Here is an 18354-nt window from a genome sequence, read left to right as displayed (position 1 = left end):
GTTTATAACGCATCAAACTATTTTTAATATATTTAAACTAGCTGTTATCACACCAGATAATGTTGTTACATGACCAACACCTAATGGACCATTTTGTAATGACAAAGTGGAATTTGGAGAAGTAACTTCAATTATCATCGTATTCGAAATCGCTGGTTCTAATATAAAACCTGCTGTAACATAAAAAATAAAACTCCCTGCAACTTGCGTTCCGTTTAATGTAAGCCTTACCGAAATCGTTTCATTTCCAGCGGTTGGATCTCCCTGAAAATAATAACTTATTAAATATATTCCCGGCGTACTTAACGTTACAGTTGTTGCATTTGTTAAACTTACACCAGAACCAAAAATTGTAGATCCAGAATTGATTGGTATTAGCGTATTCGCTGCAATTGCAGTCGTTGCAGTAGAAAAGAAATAACCGCCCCCGCTAGGTAAACCAGTCGCTCCTGTTGCACCTACTATTCCTAAGAAACCTATAGACCCTATACTACCAGTGGCTCCGGTAGGTCCCACAGCTCCAATCGGCCCTTGACTACCTTGCGCTCCGGCTGGCCCTTGACTACCACTAACCCCTGTCATTCCACTTACTCCAGTTGGGCCTTGCAGACCTTGAATACCTTGAGCACCTTGTATTCCAGTTACTCCGGTTGCTCCGGTAGGTCCTATACTTCCTGTACTTCCTTGTATCCCCATAATCCCTTGAACGCCTTGTATCCCTTGTACTCCGGTCGCCCCTGTTGCTCCTGTCGCTCCTATTTCTCCAGTTACACCCGTAATCCCAACATTTCCTTGTGGTCCTTCGGGTCCTTGACTACCTTGCGCACCTTGCACTCCTTGTGGACCTGTTATCCCGTTTTCTCCTAAATTCCCTTGGGGACCTCTAATTCCTTGTGCACCTGTTGGACCTGTTACTCCTTGTATTCCTTGCATACCTTGAGAGCCTTGCGCTCCTGTTGGGCCTACTATACCTTGTATTCCTTGAGACCCTTGCAAACCAATCGCTCCTGTTGGACCTGTTATTCCTTGAACTCCTTGTATACCTTGAGCACCTTGTGGGCCAGTCAATCCATTTTCCCCTTGTATTCCTTGCACTCCTTGAAGACCTTGTACTCCAGCTGCTCCTGTTTCCCCTCGTATTCCTTGTAGACCTTGTATACCTTGTGCTCCAGCTTCTCCTGTTTCTCCTCGTATTCCTTGTGGACCTTGTACTCCAGCTACTCCTGTTGTACCAATGGAACCAGTTATGCCTTGTAATCCTTGCATACCTTGTGCTCCTGTTGGACCAGTTACTCCTTGTATACCTTGCATTCCTTTAGGACCTTCTGCACCAGTTGGACCGATTTCTCCCTGCGGACCTTGTATACCTATGGGACCTTCTACACCGGTTGCTCCTGTTATTCCTTGGTTACCTTGTGGACCTTGTGGACCTTGTGCACCTTGTACTCCAACTGCTCCAACTACACCTTGGGAACCTCGAGGACCTATTACACCTTGAGGACCACTCGGACCAGTTATCCCTTGTATTCCTTGTATACCTATTGCACCAGTCACACCTGTTACACCCCGTGCACCAGTTTCACCCGTTGGACCTGTTGGTCCCCCAGGTGGACCGGGTGGGCCAGATGGACCAGTCACTCCACTAGATGGACCAATTGGACCAATTGGACCAGTAGTGCCCATCGGACCACCCGGTGGTCCTTCTAGGCCTTGTGTACCAATACTCCCTGTTGCTCCTGTTATCCCTCGTACTCCTTTTACCCCTTGAAAACCTATTGATCCGCTTATTCCTTGTATTCCTTGAGAACCTTGTGGACCTTGTGGGCCTATCACACCTGTTATCCCCTTTATTCCACTTATGCCTTGTGATCCTTGTATTCCAGTAGAACCAATTGGACCAATGACACCTTGTACCCCTTGATCACCTTGCGATCCTTGCCCTCCAGTAATTCCTTGTATTCCTTGCGGGCCTTCTTCTCCCTGTATACCCGTAGCTCCTTCCTCTCCCTGTATTCCTTTCGCTCCTTGGGAACCTTGTGGACCCGTTACACCAGAGATGCCAGTTTCACCCATCTCACCTTGCATTCCTTGTGCTCCCGTTTGTCCCCGCTCACCTATTTCTCCTTGTATCCCTTCTAGTCCTTGTACTCCAATATCACCAATTGGACCTTGGTTTCCAATTAATCCTTGAGAACCTTGTAAACCAATTGGACCAGTAACCCCTTGCGCTCCAGTATCACCAACGGCACCTTGTATTCCTTGTGCTCCTGTTGTCCCTCGCGGACCTTGTATTCCTTGTATCCCTTGAGGACCTTGTGGACCCGTTGCTCCTCTAGGACCGGTGATGCCTGGAGGACCACTGTTACCAGCTGGTCCAATTGCTCCCACAAGCGGAAGAGGCAGTGCCACTCCGAATTTTTTGCACTTTCTATGATGACGCACAACAATCCCCCTTCCCCAAAATAATTACACTTTTTATATGAAATGCATTTTCATATGAAAATTACATCTTTGACCTCATTTTTTTAAAAATAAAGAAGCCTATCATTTCATTTGTTCAAAATGATAGGCTTCTTTATTTTTAGCAAGTTATTTCCTCGCCTTAATAATAAAAGTAGTTGGCACCATTCTAGCTTTATATAAAGAATAATATTTCGTAGAAGGTGTAGCTACTTCTTCATCAAATACACGAGACGGTTCAGGCTCTTCTATTCTCTCAATTGTAAATCCCACTCTATTTAACTCATTTATGTATATACTTATTTTTCTCTTATATAATGTCGCTTGTACATTTTCTCCTTTAAATGTTTCAAACGTAATAGGAGTTTCCTCATGATAAGAAGACTTTAAAGCAATTTCTTCTGTACCATACTGTAAATTCGAATATACTGGGTGCTCCCAGCTAAAAATAAAACTTCCTCCTGGCTTTACATATGAATAAATCAGTTCCAACGTTTTTCCTAAATCTGAAGTCCATCCTAATGCATAGATGGAATATACAATATCAAAATACCCTTTCGGAATATCTCCTTCTTCTTCCATTGCTCCGCATATTAACTTTGGATTCCAACTCTTTAACGTTTCGTTCGCTGTTTTAATTTGTTCACTTGAAAGATCAAGACCCCATACTTCCTCTGCCCCATGTTCTGCCATATATTGCAACGAATGCCCGCTTCCACATCCAATATCAAGAACCTTTTTATTTCTGATTGAATCAAACAAATGAATCTCATCTTCAGACGCTGTATAAGGACCATATTTCGGTAAACAATCTACTTGAAAGAAATATGGTGCAACTGTATCCCAACACTTTTGATTTAAAGCTAACATTTGTGTACCTTTCATATTCTACATTCCCCCATCCAATTTTCTTCCCCTAATATAAATTACACATTATAACCTGATCTCCCTTTTCTCTTCGCCCGGTAATTTTTCACTTTCGCAATCGTTCTGCACGCTCTTCCTCCTTCCCCACAAATTTCAACAAACTAACTGCACCTATAGCCCAATTAGTTGAAGTGCATTACTTTACAATCATTATTCGGAATCAAAAAGCGATCTGCAATAAAAAATTCGACCATCATATTTGACAGTCGAATCTTTTTATTTTTCATATTCAAGATGATTATGTCTTTTACAACCAAATAAATAGCAAGCCCCTATATAATCAGTTTCAAATTCTAACCCTGGAACATATCCAGATTCGATACGTTCTATCATTTTTTTATAACAATTGTTCTCTTCTATATATTCCTCAATTAACTCTTTCTTATCGTTTTCTGTCCAATTTTCTTCTACTTCTTCATTCTGAACATCTTCTATTTCTGCTGTCTTCGCTTCAATAGATTCCCGTATAACTTCATTTATACGGGAGAAATTATTAGCTTTATATAGAGCATAAACAAATCTACCAATCCAATTGGGACTTTTCCAGTATTCTTTGTATCCCTTTTCGAACCATTCAATTGCTTCTTTATAGCAATTCAACTCAACATATAAACCTGCTACATTAATTTCTCCGACAAAATCATCAGATTTCCTGTTAAAAGCATCCAACTTCTCTTTCGCTTCTGTTTTTCGCCCTAAATCAATTAAACACTTTACATAGTTATACATTATAATGTCTGAATCCCCTGCAACTCGCAAGAAAAATTCCGAAGCTTTTTCCAACTCTCCAAGATTATAATGAGCTACAGCTACATTGTGATATGCTTCATCGGATGGTTGAATCGAAATAGATTTTTGTAATGCATCTTTCGCTTCTTCCCACTTTTCTTGTTTCATGTAAATTTCCCCTAAGATGTTATAAGGAAAGTATGAGGAAGGATTCAACTTAACAGCTTCTTTTATTAATTCAAGAGCTTTACCATCATTCTCTTCCTCATAAAAGTACATCCAAGCAAGATTATTGAGAGATTGTACACCTCTAGATTCATGTACTGCTTGTTGAAACAGTTCCATTGCTTCCTCATATTCATTTTGTTCAAACATTTCAATTGCCTTCTCGTTAATGTTCAAGTAACTACCTCCGAAGTGAATGAATTCATCTATTCCCTATCATCATTTTAATATGTAAAAATTGTAATTTCTATAAAAATAAGATTGCTTCGTATTAAGCTCTTTCTCCTGTCTACATTTCATCATATATTTGGATATCCAATTCGTAATGATTTTATCAACACCGCTTTGTAAAGAAAATAAATACCTACTGTAAAAATACTGATTCTCAACAATAAGTAAACTTTTCAATCTCCCTTAAATTGGATATATAACCTATTTTAATTTACATATTATGGTACAATAAAAAAGTGCTAGCTAAACATTTACGTTCCACACTAGCAGTCTAGCAATACCAAAATCAAAAATCACTTGAAATTGGGGGATGTTATGAAAAAGAAATTAATTGTTCTTCTATTCATCGGAATCATTTTATCCGGATGTTCAACTATAGTAGAAAATTCTTTAGAAACCGGAAGCGGCAGTATTGAATTATTAACACCAACGATTACAACAAAAGATAATGAATTAGAAATTAAGACTGAAGGTATTGATGAAAATAAAGTAACTTTTATTTATGTTGCCAATAAAAAAGTATTGGAACAAAAAATAAATAATGGTGAATCCTACAAACTTAACATTAAAGATATCGAGCACGCTCATAGGACAGACTACAAGCCAAGAGTTCAACTTTTGCAAACGAAAGATGATAACGAAGATGGAGACATGGCAACCTTTAAACAAGTTAGATATACAGTTGAAAAAAAGTAGTTTTATAGTTATTTCATTTAAATATAACAACCGAAAATATACTTTTAACAGAGGGTAAATATAAGAGGTGCTAATATGAAGAGACGATGGATTTTTTGGTGGATTGGTAACATATTTTGGATTACCATTTTTGGGATATTGGCAGCTATCATTTGGCTAAGAGAGGTTGATGTTGATGGTGCTGGTGTTACTCAAACACCTGAGCTGAAATTAATAGCATTTATCGTTTTATTAATTGCATTTATATTACCACTAATTATTCAAGTTGTATGGTTAATTGTTAATCTGAGAAAAAGCAGAAAAAAATAACGCAGAAAAAAGAGAGGAATCTTTTTCAATATAGATTCCTCTCTTTTTTCTATGGGGATTATGCCGTGCTTTTAAAGCTGCACTACTCCCTTTTTTTTACGATGCATGTTCATCTTTCTTCTTCTTCAACAATGCTCTCTTTTTCATCGCCTTCGTTAAATATCCACCTTTAAACGAACGGATTTCATAAGAAGACATAAACGCTTTCGGTGCAATTTCATTAATAATTTCTAACAGTTCTTTTTCTCTAGAACGCTTTGCAACGATATCTAAGCGATAACGTATAGAATTTATTCCTTCACCTTCAAATACTGTAACACCAAATCCAAAATGGCGTAATTCATTTACTAATTCATTACAACGGTCTAGCAAACTAACTTGATACGTAATATATCCAATTGCTAATTTATTTTCTATATAACCGCCTAATAATAGTCCCGCACTAAAGCCGATGACATAGGCAACAATGTTCATCCAATTTGATAAATCTTGAAACACAATACCTAAACTGACAATATAAATTGCTCCTTCTAACAATCCTACACCTGCAGCGGATCTTGTTTGATTCTTTACAAGCAAAATCGTACGGATTGTTAAAGTTGGAACGTAAATAATTTGAAGCACAAAAATAAGTAAAGCTTGTAACATTGGTATCCACCTCTTTCGCAAATTCTTTTGTCATGATAACATACATAAGCTTTAGAAATCGATGGGTTTTTTAATTTTTTTTAATTTTTTTTCATACTATTGAAATGCCCCAAAAATAAGCGTATTATGTTTGGCATAAATTCGATAAGTACCAGTAAATCATTCGTATTATATCATTTATTTTTAAACGCAAAAAAGGAACCTGATTAGGTCCCTTTCATCAGAGCTCTATGTTTTTCGAAGCATTTTCCTTTTGCTTCTCTTCTTCTTTTACTAGCTGCATATTTGCATAGGCTAAATTCGCAATCATTAAAAAGTGTCCACCCAATATTCCAGTACCGAATGCCCACATTTCCATTTCATGCTCAATTTCAAACATAATGATAGCCCCTAATATTGCGGCTGCAAATCGGTTTAGAACTCCTAATCCAGGAGCCTTTTCTTTCATCACGATACTTCTTCCTAATTTCTCCACTCTGCGAGCTAATAGCCAAAGACAATATGCGCTAACTGCTAAACCGATACCGAACCCTGTCACTTGTTTCCCAAACGGAGTAACCGCCCACATTAGTAGTAAACCACTAAAGATCGTATACAATTGTAATCGATATACACGTAAGGCTACTTGAATCAAAATATCCGCTCCTAATTTCACATTTTATTATGTGTCAGAAGAAAAGCAGCAACTTACACAGTTGCTGCTTTCTCTTGTTCTTGTTCATGATCCATTTTTTGAATTTCAACACGTTTAATTTGATAAGCATCTTTTTCTAATACTTTAAATTCATAGCCTTCTGCTTCAACGTATTGTCCTTCTTCGATTTCATGATTTTGCATCATAATCCATCCACCGATTGTATCCACATCGTCTTCTTCAATGTGTAATCCAAACAAATCTTTTACTTCTGTGATAAGCACTTTCCCATCAACAATTTTATGATACTCGTTCACATGTTGAATTGGCGGTGCTTCATCTTCATCATATTCATCACGAATTTCGCCGACGATTTCCTCCAATATATCTTCAAGCGTTACAATTCCAGCTGTTCCTCCGTACTCATCATATAAAACAGCCATTGGAATTCGCTTCTTCTGCATTTGCAGTAATAAATCATGAATTGGAGTCGTTTCCATAACTTCAATAATCGGACGCATATACGTGCGAATCGATGATAAATCTTCTTGATCGTTGTTCATATATCGAATAAAGAAATCTTTTACGTTGACCATACCGATAATATCATCTTTATCTTCTCCAAAAATCGGATAACGTGTGTATCGTTCATTTTGGATTACTTTCATGTGTTCTTCTACTGAATCTTCAAGATAGAAACCAACGATTTCTGTACGCGGTACCATTATCTCTTTCGCGATGCGATTATCAAATTCAAAGATATTATTTACATACTTGTATTCAGCTTGATTAATTTCGCCACTTTCATAGCTATCTGAAAGAATAAGACGTAATTCTTCTTCTGTATGAGCTACTTCATGTTCAGAAGCTGGTTTCAAACCGAATAAACCAGTTATAACACGAGCTGAACCGTTCAATACCCAAATAAATGGATACATGATTTTATAGAACATCATTAACGGAGTTGCCAATAACAACGTTACTTTTTCAGCCTTTTGAATTGCCAGCGTTTTCGGAGCTAATTCCCCTACTACAACGTGTAAATATGTCATTAGCATAAAAGCAAGACCAAAAGTTAATACTGATGAGATAGAAGGATTTACGTTCCATTTCTCAAATAACGGGTGTAATAACTTTTCGATTGTCGGTTCACCTAACCAACCTAATCCCATCGCTGTAACTGTAATACCTAATTGACAAGCAGATAAATATTCATCTAAATTTGTTGTTACCTTTTTCGCTGCTAACGCACCGCGTTTCCCTTCCGCAACAAGCTGATCAATGCGACTTGAACGTATCTTAACAATCGCAAACTCTGCTGCTACGAAAAATCCAGTAAATGCGATTAAAATCGCAACCATGACTAAATTAAATATTTCCAATGAATCCCCTTAGTTAAAAAACTAAGGTGTCCACCTCCTGTATACTATAATGTTTTCTTATTTGTTCGTTAGAAAACATAGCCCGATACAAAAATTAAAGAGGTCGGATTTCACTTATTCTATAATAATAGAATAAGTGTCTGTATTAAAGCTGTCGTTTGACCTGATAAAGATTTCGATATTTTTTCACGTTGTGAATCAGTCAATTCATCTAAAAGAGGCTTTAACTCCGTTAGCTCTGCTTCTAATCTATGAATATGGTCTGTCACTTCATTCACTTGTTTCGAAACGTGTTCATTGATACCGAGCAGCTTTTTCTTCTCCTCGATTCTCTCTTTAATCTCACAAAGCGGCATATGCATTTCTTTGCACTTCTCAATAAATTGTAATGTCTCAAATGCTGTTTCGTCGTAATAGCGATAATTAGATTGAGATCGCTCCGCTTTTAAGATTCCTAGATTCGTATAATAATCAATCGTTCGTTTCGACACGTGAGCCATGAGAGCCAACTGTCCGATTCGATACACCTTCCCAACGATCTTCCCCCCTTGTTTATATTACTATTATCATACAATACATAAACTGTACAGTCAAACGTGATGGTTATCATTCACAAATTATACAAATTTCTAAATTTCATCCTTTATTAATAAAAACAATTAATCTATAACTATACAGCTTTTTCCTTTCAACCTTTCTTATTTAACAGCATACCTTACTAATAACGATTGCTTGTATAGGAGGAGATTAATATTAAAAAAACTATCATTTCTCATTTTTATAATGAAGAATACCTACTTCCATGGTGGCTTATGCATCATACAAAAATATTTGATCACGGCATATTAATTAATAGAGGTTCTACTGATCGTTCCGTAGAGATTTGTAAATTATTCGCACCCCACTGGGAAGTGCGAGATTCCAGATTTCTTGAGTTTGATCCAACAAATACTGATATTGAAGTGATGGGAATTGAAAGAGAAATTTCAGGTTGGAAAATCGTTTTAAATACTACTGAATTCTTTTGTTGTAATAATACAGAAGATTTTTTCTCATCTCTTCATGCACTAGGACAAAATATGTATGCGATTAGAATGATTTTAATGATAGATAGCCATAAGTACAATTATTCAAAGCCAAGATACTCTATCCCATTAGTAGAACAACGATACCACGGTGTCTTCCCTTATAACCCAAAACTCGGATGTGCCTGGAGATTTATTCACAAACATCTAGATGGTGCATATTTACCTGGTAGACATTATTCGCGGCACGGGAATATAGTTTATGACTATCCTTCATTTATTTTAAAATTTTATTTTAGCCCTTGGAATGAACAGTCAAAGGCAAGAAAATTACAAATTACACCTACCCTTTCAAAAATAGGTGTTCAAATGGGACTCCAAACACATTACGGTCAATCTCCTGAAGAACTGGAAACACGTTTTTTAGAGCTTAGTAACGTAACTCAAGACCTCCGTAATAATCCTGAATATCAAGAATTATTTCCAAAGTTTAAACCTTAATGTTTTTTGCATTGTCATCACCTCACACCATTTCATCCACTTAATCAAAAACAATCTCATTTGCATAAAATATGAATACTGTATATATTATAAATTTTTATTTTAGGAGGAAAAAATGAAAGCTGTTATTCTTGCTGGTGGATACGGGACAAGAATTGGGGAAGAAACACATTTAAAACCAAAACCTATGATTGAAATTGGAACAAAGCCTATTCTATGGCACATTATGAGTTTGTATAGTCATTACGGGATTACTGAGTTTATTATTTGCTTAGGCTATAAAGGATATGCAATTAAAGAGTTTTTTCTAAATTACAACTTACACATGTCCGATTTCACGATACATTTAAGCGACAATACAATTACTAGCCATTCTCATCGTATAGAACCATGGAAAGTTACATTAATCGATACTGGTCTAAATACCGAAACGGGTGGACGAGTTAAAAAGATGCAAAATTATGTTGGGGACGAACCTTTTTGCCTCACTTACGGCGATGGATTAAGTAATGTAAATATAAAAGATCTTATTACATTTCATAAAAAACACGGAAAAACGGCCACTGTTACAGCCGTACAACCTCCTGGTAGATTTGGTTCTCTCGTTTTAGATAAACAATCTGTCACATCCTTTCAAGAAAAACCACTAGGTGATGGTGGATGGGTTAACGGTGGATTTTTTGTTTTAAACCCTGATATTTTCAATTACATTAGTGGAGATAAGTCTGTTTTTGAAACAGAAACCTTAGTTCAGTTAGTAAACAAAAATGAACTGGTAGCATTTCAACATACTGGTTTTTGGCATCCGATGGATACATTGCGCGATAAGAATAAATTAGTCGAGTTATGGGAAAATAATAACGCTCCATGGAAGGTCTGGTAATATGACTTCATTATCTTTTTGGAATAAGAAAAAAGTATTTATTACAGGACATACTGGCTTTAAAGGCTCATGGCTCACCCTTTTTTTAACTTCTTTAGGCGCAGAAGTAATCGGCTACTCTTCTCACGCTCCCTCAACTCCTAACCTTTTTGAACAATGTAACGCAGCAAAAGAGTGCATTACAATTGAAGGAGACATTACAGATTACGATTCTTTATTCCATGCCATAAAACAGCACAAACCTGATATGATATTTCATTTAGCAGCTCAACCAATCGTCACCACTTCATACAAAGATCCTATTGATACATTTAAAACAAACGTCTTAGGCACTGTTCACGTACTAGAAGCAGCAAAGTACGTCGAAAGCGTACGTCTCATTATTAATGTTACGAGTGATAAATGTTATGCGAATGATGGGAGCGGTAATCGAGCATTTGTAGAATCCGACCGTTTAGGGGGCTATGATCCATACAGTGCTAGTAAAGCTTGCGCTGAATTAGTTGCAACATCATATCAAAAATCTTTTTTTCACACGAACACCCTTTCACTCGCCTCAGTAAGAGCAGGCAATGTCATCGGTGGTGGTGATTGGGCAGAAAATCGCTTATTCCCAGATATCATTCGTGCATATTTACAAGAACGTCCTTTAAGTATTCGAAACAAAAATGCTATCCGACCGTGGCAACACGTATTAGATCCTTTACATGGTTATATCCTTCTAGCTGAGAAACTTTGGCATCACACGGAGTATGCAGAAGGATGGAATTTCGGACCAATTAATGAACCTAACAGAAGCGTTCATTATGTCATCCAATCTGTAATAAAATTATGGAATAAACCACTAACAATCCTTTCTCCCACTACAAATACTCCTTATGAATCACCTATTTTAACACTCGATAGTACAAAGGCTATAAGTAAACTCGGTTGGACTCCTAAGCTATCCACAGAAAACTCTATTTCTTGGACTGTTGAATGGTACAAAAAATATGCAGCAGGCGAAAACATAGAATCCTTCACAAGAGAACAAATCGATGCATTCAAAAATTTATAAAGGGGCTATAAAATGGAACAAAAAACATGCCGTTTTTGCGACTCATTGCTAAAGGATACTTTTTTAGATTTAGGCGTTTCCCCTCTCGCTAACTCATTTGTAGCTCCAGAAAAATCATATAAAATGGAACCTTTTTATCCGCTGCACACATTTGTTTGTAACTCTTGTTTACTTGTACAGTTAGATGAATTTGAATCTCCTCACAATATTTTTCACGACTATTTATACTTCAGTTCTTACTCCTCAAGTTGGCTACAGCATGCCAAACAATACGTAGAAATGGCAATTGAGCGATTCCATTTAACGAAACATTCGCAGGTAATTGAAATCGCAAGTAACGATGGGTATTTATTGCAATACTTTCAAAAAAAAAATATCAATACGTTAGGAATTGAGCCAGCAAAAAACGTAGCGGAAATCGCTATCCAAAAAGGAATTCCTACGAATGTAAACTTTTTCAGAAACGACTTAGCAAAAGAGCTTCCACAAGCGGATTTAATCATCGCAAATAACGTTTTAGCACATGTTCCAAACTTACATGATTTTGTCGCCGGTTTAAAAACATTATTAAAACGAGATGGCACGATAACAATTGAATTCCCTCACCTATTAAACCTCATATCTTTTAAACAGTTTGACACAATCTATCATGAGCACTTCTCTTACTTCTCACTTATAAGTCTTCAAAAAATTTTAGCTCATCATCATTTACAAATTGTCGATGTGGAAGAACTTTCAACGCACGGTGGTTCATTGCGTATTTTTATAAATCATCTAAGCGCCCAATCAACTATCCATTCCAATGTTACAAATTTAATAAAAAAAGAAGTGGATCACGGGCTAGACACATTAGATTGCTATCTCCTTTTTTCTAAACGCGTAGAACAATTGAAAATAAATATTTTAAAGTTTTTGATTGAAGCAAAAGCTTTAAACAAACAAATTATCGGTTACGGTGCTCCGGCTAAAGGAAACACCCTTTTAAATTATTGCGGGATAGGAAAAGAATTTCTAGCTTATACAGTAGATAAAAACCCTCACAAACAAAACCTCCTTCTACCAGGAACCCGTATTCCAATAAAATCTCCAGAAGAAATTAAACGTACAAAACCTGATTACATTCTCATACTTCCTTGGAATTTGAAAGATGAAATTATGAAAGAATGCTCTTTCATTCGTGAATGGGGTGGGAAATTTTTAGTGACGATTCCGGAAGTTGAGGTGATTGAGCCATGAAGAAGATCCTTGTAACAGGTGGTAGTGGATGGATCGGTAAATATATTTTACATTCCCTTATACAAAAGGGCTATGAAGTGCACGCCACCTACAATAAAAATAAACCTTCTCACCTTTCCTGCCATTGGCATAAAGTAAACTTACTTTGCGATGAAGAAGTAAAAAAACTCATTTACGACATGAAGCCTAGTCATCTCATTCATTTAGCTTGGGAAGCAGTGCCGCCAGCATGTTATATATCTATTAATAATTACTATTGGCTTCAGTCTAGCATCTCATTGATTCAACACTTCACAACATGTGGTGGAAAGCGGGTCGTTGTTGCAGGTACAGGTGCAGAGTATGAGTGGTTTAACGGTGTATTATTTGAAGGTTCACCGCTTCTTTCCTATAAAACCCCGTATTCATTATGTAAAAACGCACTGCACTCCTGGCTACAATCATACGCTGGGCAAACCAGCCTCAGCGTATGTTGGGGACGAATTTTTCATATGTATGGCCCTCACGAACGTGGCAATCGACTCGTTTCTAACATTATCACTTCCTTATTAAAAAACGAGGAAGCACTATGTACACATGGAAAACAATCAAGAGATTTCCTCCATGTGGGTGACGTCGCTGACGCTCTTGTAACATTATTATGCTGTAACGTTACAGGCACAATAAATATAGCTTCTGGTCAATCTGTGCAAATTAAAGAACTAGCTTCTATCATTGCTAAAAAAATAGGAAAAGAAAATTTAATTAAACTAGGTGCTATCCCTTTTTCTACAGATGAACCTTTATTTGTAGGTGTTAATGTGGAACGTTTAAAAACTGAAGTAAACTGGAAACCAAAATACGATCTACACACTGGAATTGAAGAAACAATTTTATGGTGGGAATCATTTATAAAAAAGCATAACGATATGCCGTACTAAAGCGTAAATCCTTTGTACCTCCCGCTAATGCTCTATACCACGCTTCTAATCCTTCAGGTGTAATGATATGATGTGTCCCCATCCCTGCATGTATACTACCTTCAGAAAGAGTCGGACCAATTTGCAATTTTCTCTTTCTCATCGCATCGTTCCAAGGACTAAATCCGCACCATACGATACATGCAAGAGGTGGATAATTCATAGATTCATGCATAGTTAAATGTCTTCCAACAGTGTAATTGCCATGATCATGATTATGAATGAACCTCCCTCTTCTCCACATCTGCCATTCTTCCGGTAAATAGCCATGAAATCGCTGTTTCATTAATGAAACTCCATATCGTAGTTTCGGGTAATTATAGTTTAAATCTTCAACCATGATAAGCCCTTCTATCCAGTACATCCTCCCTCCAATGTTTTGTAACGATTTCCAAAACTGCTCTTTATCTTGTACACATAGAAACTCCGTCGTATTCAAAACCATTTTCCATCCTTCTATTTCTTGTTCAACTGCCATTACTTCTCGATCTGTCGCTAGTGCATCAAATTCTGGATGTGCAGAATCTCGTACTTCCCAATGCGGTGCAAGTTTTTTACAAATTTCAACGGAGCGATCTGTAGAACCTTTATTAATTAATATGCCATGATCAAATAGTCTCGTATGATGCATAAGCCACCATGGTAATAAATACTCTTCATTATAAAAATGAGAGATAACGGTTGTAGTGATGTAAATCTCCTCCTCTTTCTCTATTAATCTACTTTTTCATCCTACTCTTAATATACTTATCAGTTATGTAATTGGTTTCTTTTATTTTAAAAATATGTTTTTCTACCATATACTATGCTTTCTTAGACAACCACCATTTTCTAAAGAATCAACTCCGTACAATAACCATCCCAATAAACTGAAAATTAAGTTATAATATCATTATAAAATTATGAAGGAGGAATGCACTCATGTACTACAACACTTCATTCGAAAACGATCAACCTATAGGCCGTCTATAAACTAAGACGGGCATTCATATAATAAAGTGAAACTTTAATCAGTGGGGGGCTTTATTCCCCACTGATTATTAGTTGAACCAATCGGGCATATACGGGCAGTTGATCCCCCGCCTAACTTCTTTGCTTTCGCTGAACTTTGAGGTAGGGGTCTTACTGCCCGTTAATGCGGGACAAATGCACTATGCCTCGTCTTAGGGAATAAATCATAACCCTAAAAATAGACGGAGGTACTTCAAATGAAACAAACCATTTTAGGAGCTATATGTTTATCACTAGCAGCAAGTATTTGGGGCGGTATGTACGTCGTTAGTAAATACGTACTCGACTTTATCCCGCCACTTACACTCGTTTGGCTACGCTTTATTATCGCTTTTGTTGTTTTATATGTGATTTTGAAAACAACTGAAAAAAAGCAAAAGAAAAAAGTAACCATACACAAAAAAGATTGGCTATTATTCGCTTGGATTGGATTCATCGGTTATTTCATTTCGATTACATGTCAATTTATCGGAACGAAATTATCCGATGCTCATACAGGCTCCTTAGTGACATCAGCTACACCTGCATTTATGGTTATATTTGCAGCGCTCATTTTAAAAGAGAGACTAACTGCTCATAGACTTTTATCAACTATAATAGCGACAATCGGTGTCATTATCGTTATCGGATGGGATATTGAAATCGGCTCCTATTTTATCGGTACAATCATTTTAGTTGGAGCCGCTATTACTTGGGCTTTACTATCCATTTATGTAAAAATCGCTTCAGCTCGATTTTCATCTTTAATTATTACAACTTACGCAATATTCTTCTCACTCTTTTTCATTACACCGTGCATGGTATGGGAATTCCAATCAAGTCCTATTGAACATATAAACATGTACGTATTATTAGGCGTACTCTATTTAGGAATCGTCTCAACCGCAGGTGCATTTTTTCTTTGGAATAAAGGTTTAGAATTAATGGATGCTAGCATCGGTTCATTATTTTTCTTCTTCCAACCTATCGTCGGTTCGCTACTGGGCTGGCTCCTATTAAATGAAACGTTAAGCAGTAACTTTTTCATTGGCGGTATCCTTATTATATGCAGTGTTCTAATTACTACTTTTGAAAAGCAAAAATAGTATAAAAAAACAGGCAGAGACTTAGTCTCTGCCTGTTCGCATAATTGGGTCTTGATCATGGAATCCTATACAAATTGGTATACTACTTTGTACTCCACTACATGCACTTATAAAACTACACACTGTTCTTGCGATTAAATATAAAGTAATACCTATAGCCTTTTTATCTAAATCAAAGCCATTTTCACCATAAATATCAGCTAACTCTCCTAAAGACGGTCCTTCTATTTCATCCGTCCAATCACTGGCCCAATCCTCATCATCTTCTTCAAGAAACATGTAATTGTCACAAATGTAGAACTGACTATCCCACTCATTATCAAGATCATACTCAAAATAAATCGCCTTTGCTTCTTCACTTTCAGCAATTTCTAACGCTTCTTTCAAACCTATTCTCATACTTTCCTTGTATGAATCTAATGGAATCAATTTAATGCGCTCCGCATGCTCACTTGATGCTAACGTGCTACAAACATCATAATACTTCGATTCTATTTGAGATACTGATAACGAAAATACGTCTTCCTGCATTTCCTCTAAATACTGAAAAATCCCCAAACTATTTCACTCCATACTCTTTACGCAGTCCAATGTGCTGGACGAGACAACATTTTCGGTAATTTCGTATGCTTGTCCCCTTTCGCCGCGTTTATTTGAACTTGCGTGAGAAAAATACTATTTGTAAAGTCTGCTCCACGAATGTCTGCATCCCGCAAATCAGCACCTATAAGGTCTGCTCCTCTTAAATTAGCATCTCGTAAATTTGCCGCAATAAGATAAGCTCCCCTTAAATTCGCTCCTTGTAAATCTTTCTTTTTAAGGTTAGCTCCCATAAGGTCTGCACCTCGGTGACTAATTCGTTTCTTACGTGCATCATTCATTTCTTTCCAAACTAATTCACTCGTTTCTAAAAGAAGAATATTCACTTCTGCACGGTGTAATGGCACATTTACTTCCATTAACTCATCTGGACTTAAATTAGAAAGACGCTCAGTCTCTTCAATTGCTTCCTTCAGCTCTTTATGAATTGTCTGCGTCGCCTTTAATAGAATAGCCTCATTCAAATACCAAAGCATTTCATGAAGCTGATGCATAACTGGAAAAGCATCATACATTTCTCTCGCATGCTCGGCATCTTTCCGCCAATCAATTCCTTTAAACGTAACTTGAGAAATCTTTTGTCCAGCGCCGAAACATTCAAATACTGTACAACCTTTATACCCTTTTCCTCTAAGATCTCTATGTATACTACATTTATAATCTGATTGTAAATTTGTACAAGGTTTACCACCATCTTTATTCACCGCAAAATCTATTGATGCTGCGAACGGTAATGCTACACAACATAATCCAAAACATTTTTCACAGTCTGCTTTTAAACTATTGTAATTTACATCCTCTTCTACATGAAAATAATCGTTATGATTAGTCAAAATATATACCCCCTGTTGTCTTTTGACTATTTCATAATATTCTAACTGCACTAAATAATCAATTTTAAAACAAATGGAACTATTTCATTTCAAACAACAACATAATCTATCTATTTCTTTTCATTTAAAAAGGACACCCACTACAATATTAATTATAATTAAATTAAGAACTTTCAAATAACGAGGAGGATTACGATGGCATTAGAAATGAAAACAAACTGTCAAATTTGCGACCATTCCCTTCAGCCTGATTCTGAAGCATACATATGCGTATATGAATGTACATTTTGTGCACCATGTACAGAGGAAAGACAAAATGTTTGCCCAAATTGCGGCGGAGAGTTAGTACGTAGGCCGAAAAAGAAATAATAAAAAGGCAAAAACGAACAGGCATATGTTCATTTTTGCCTTTTTATTTAACCTTTAAAATTACTTCTATTATTGATTTAAATGATTTTTAACTGCTCTTATAACCAATTCATGATCTACTTCTGGTGGTAATCCTGAGACGGTTATCATCCCAATAACCCCTACGTTTTTTATTTGGATAGGAAAGCATCCACCAAACGCAGCATATTCCGAGCCATCTAAACGGTATTTTTCATGATATGGAACTCCGCTTATTTCACTTTCTATCTGCATGTAATACGAGCTATGATTATGCAGTGAAACGACCCGTTTTTTACGCTCAATCCATTTCGTATTTTCCTCAGTTGTCCCTGTCATCTTGAAATGAAATAATTGCACACCATTTTTGGTTATATCAACAGCAATCAACTTTCCCTCTCGCTTTGCCGTTTCAACGATAAATAAACCTAATTGCAAGGCATCTTCATTTGTAAAAGAGGAAAATTGAAGTGTTTCCTCCTCTATTAAAATTTGTTTACTTATTTCACTCAAATTTGAAGTACTCATATCTTTAA

At 36.6% G+C, this 18354-nt stretch carries 20 protein-coding genes and 1 pseudogene; 9 read left to right on the top strand and 12 right to left on the bottom strand.

Going from position 1 to position 18354, the window contains the following annotated elements:
- Positions 1-12: 12 nt before the first annotated feature.
- The 4 genes and pseudogenes from MKX77_RS08150 to MKX77_RS08135 form a co-directional block, all read right to left on the bottom strand.
- The gene (locus MKX77_RS08150) at positions 13-2442 is read right to left on the bottom strand and encodes a collagen-like protein (RefSeq protein ID WP_341306265.1); all 2430 of its coding nucleotides are present in this window, start codon (positions 2440-2442) and stop codon (positions 13-15) included.
- Between the two features lie 147 nt (positions 2443-2589).
- The gene (locus MKX77_RS08145; RefSeq protein WP_341306264.1) at positions 2590-3345 is read right to left on the bottom strand and encodes a class I SAM-dependent methyltransferase; all 756 of its coding nucleotides are present in this window, start codon (positions 3343-3345) and stop codon (positions 2590-2592) included.
- Between the two features lie 41 nt (positions 3346-3386).
- Positions 3387-3470, bottom strand: a pseudogene (locus MKX77_RS08140) (CGNR zinc finger domain-containing protein); the annotation flags it as partial.
- Positions 3471-3603: 133 nt separating this feature from the next.
- On the bottom strand, positions 3604-4518 hold the full coding sequence (locus MKX77_RS08135; RefSeq protein WP_088099371.1) for a tetratricopeptide repeat protein: 915 nt from the start codon (positions 4516-4518) through the stop codon (positions 3604-3606).
- Between the two features lie 369 nt (positions 4519-4887).
- On the opposite strand from MKX77_RS08135, the gene MKX77_RS08130 reads away from it, so the two are divergent.
- Complete coding sequence (locus MKX77_RS08130) at positions 4888-5268, top strand: hypothetical protein (RefSeq protein ID WP_002084382.1); 381 nt, start codon at positions 4888-4890, stop codon at positions 5266-5268.
- A 75-nt stretch (positions 5269-5343) separates the two neighbouring features.
- On the top strand, positions 5344-5577 hold the full coding sequence (locus tag MKX77_RS08125) for a DUF3923 family protein (protein WP_341306263.1): 234 nt from the start codon (positions 5344-5346) through the stop codon (positions 5575-5577).
- A gap of 96 nt (positions 5578-5673) precedes the next feature.
- Here the strand turns inward: MKX77_RS08125 and MKX77_RS08120 are convergent, their stop codons facing one another.
- From MKX77_RS08120 to MKX77_RS08105, 4 genes are all read right to left on the bottom strand, one after another.
- Entirely contained in the window at positions 5674-6225 is a 552-nt protein-coding gene (locus MKX77_RS08120; RefSeq protein ID WP_002014015.1) for a DUF2179 domain-containing protein, read from the bottom strand.
- A 220-nt stretch (positions 6226-6445) separates the two neighbouring features.
- Positions 6446-6859 carry an ATP synthase subunit I gene (locus tag MKX77_RS08115; protein WP_002084378.1) on the bottom strand — a complete coding sequence of 138 codons (414 nt, stop codon included), beginning with the start codon at positions 6857-6859 and terminating at the stop codon, positions 6446-6448.
- A 53-nt stretch (positions 6860-6912) separates the two neighbouring features.
- Positions 6913-8241: a hemolysin family protein gene (locus tag MKX77_RS08110; protein WP_002084377.1), complete on the bottom strand. Its 1329-nt coding sequence runs from the start codon at positions 8239-8241 to the stop codon at positions 6913-6915.
- 119 nt (positions 8242-8360) lie between these two features.
- On the bottom strand, positions 8361-8768 hold the full coding sequence (locus MKX77_RS08105) for a MerR family transcriptional regulator (RefSeq protein ID WP_033710905.1): 408 nt from the start codon (positions 8766-8768) through the stop codon (positions 8361-8363).
- Between the two features lie 225 nt (positions 8769-8993).
- Here MKX77_RS08105 and MKX77_RS08100 point away from each other — a divergent pair, with 225 nt between their 5' ends.
- The 5 genes from MKX77_RS08100 to MKX77_RS08080 all read left to right on the top strand — a co-directional run bounded on the left by MKX77_RS08100 (position 8994) and on the right by MKX77_RS08080 (position 13863).
- Complete coding sequence (locus MKX77_RS08100; protein ID WP_341307942.1) at positions 8994-9767, top strand: glycosyltransferase family 2 protein; 774 nt, start codon at positions 8994-8996, stop codon at positions 9765-9767.
- Positions 9768-9882: 115 nt separating this feature from the next.
- On the top strand, positions 9883-10650 hold the full coding sequence (gene rfbF, locus MKX77_RS08095; RefSeq protein ID WP_341306262.1) for a glucose-1-phosphate cytidylyltransferase: 768 nt from the start codon (positions 9883-9885) through the stop codon (positions 10648-10650).
- Between the two features lies 1 nt (position 10651).
- The gene (rfbG, locus tag MKX77_RS08090) at positions 10652-11707 is read left to right on the top strand and encodes a CDP-glucose 4,6-dehydratase (protein WP_341306261.1); all 1056 of its coding nucleotides are present in this window, start codon (positions 10652-10654) and stop codon (positions 11705-11707) included.
- Positions 11708-11719: 12 nt separating this feature from the next.
- On the top strand, positions 11720-12943 hold the full coding sequence (locus MKX77_RS08085) for a class I SAM-dependent methyltransferase (RefSeq protein WP_341306260.1): 1224 nt from the start codon (positions 11720-11722) through the stop codon (positions 12941-12943).
- Entirely contained in the window at positions 12940-13863 is a 924-nt protein-coding gene (locus MKX77_RS08080; RefSeq protein ID WP_341306259.1) for an NAD-dependent epimerase/dehydratase family protein, read from the top strand. The genes MKX77_RS08085 and MKX77_RS08080 overlap by 4 nt, the downstream gene beginning before the upstream one ends.
- Here MKX77_RS08080 and MKX77_RS08075 read toward each other — a convergent pair.
- Positions 13832-14617, bottom strand: a complete 786-nt coding sequence (locus MKX77_RS08075; RefSeq protein ID WP_341307941.1) for a glycosyltransferase family 2 protein — start codon at positions 14615-14617, stop codon at positions 13832-13834. The two genes, MKX77_RS08080 and MKX77_RS08075, sit on opposite strands and share 32 nt — an antisense overlap.
- A gap of 493 nt (positions 14618-15110) precedes the next feature.
- Here MKX77_RS08075 and MKX77_RS08070 point away from each other — a divergent pair, with 493 nt between their 5' ends.
- Positions 15111-15998 carry a DMT family transporter gene (locus MKX77_RS08070; RefSeq protein WP_341306258.1) on the top strand — a complete coding sequence of 296 codons (888 nt, stop codon included), beginning with the start codon at positions 15111-15113 and terminating at the stop codon, positions 15996-15998.
- 21 nt (positions 15999-16019) lie between these two features.
- Here the strand turns inward: MKX77_RS08070 and MKX77_RS08065 are convergent, their stop codons facing one another.
- Together MKX77_RS08065 and MKX77_RS08060 are read right to left on the bottom strand one after the other, a co-directional pair.
- A complete protein-coding gene (locus tag MKX77_RS08065) occupies positions 16020-16556 on the bottom strand; it encodes a hypothetical protein (protein WP_341306257.1) in 537 nt (178 codons plus the stop codon).
- A 20-nt stretch (positions 16557-16576) separates the two neighbouring features.
- Positions 16577-17431 (bottom strand): pentapeptide repeat-containing protein, encoded by an 855-nt coding sequence (locus tag MKX77_RS08060; RefSeq protein ID WP_341306256.1) that lies wholly within the window; start codon positions 17429-17431, stop codon positions 16577-16579.
- A 195-nt stretch (positions 17432-17626) separates the two neighbouring features.
- Here MKX77_RS08060 and MKX77_RS08055 point away from each other — a divergent pair, with 195 nt between their 5' ends.
- Entirely contained in the window at positions 17627-17800 is a 174-nt protein-coding gene (locus MKX77_RS08055) for a DUF1272 domain-containing protein (protein ID WP_001162783.1), read from the top strand.
- A 69-nt stretch (positions 17801-17869) separates the two neighbouring features.
- Here the strand turns inward: MKX77_RS08055 and MKX77_RS08050 are convergent, their stop codons facing one another.
- On the bottom strand, positions 17870-18346 hold the full coding sequence (locus MKX77_RS08050; protein ID WP_341306255.1) for a heme-degrading domain-containing protein: 477 nt from the start codon (positions 18344-18346) through the stop codon (positions 17870-17872).
- Between the last annotated feature and the right edge of the window lie 8 nt (positions 18347-18354).

The organism is Bacillus sp. FSL R9-9410 (assembly GCF_038050385.1).
In the GTDB taxonomy this organism is placed as follows: domain Bacteria; phylum Bacillota; class Bacilli; order Bacillales; family Bacillaceae_G; genus Bacillus_A; species Bacillus_A cereus_U.
This window is presented reverse-complemented; position numbering and strand designations above follow the sequence as displayed.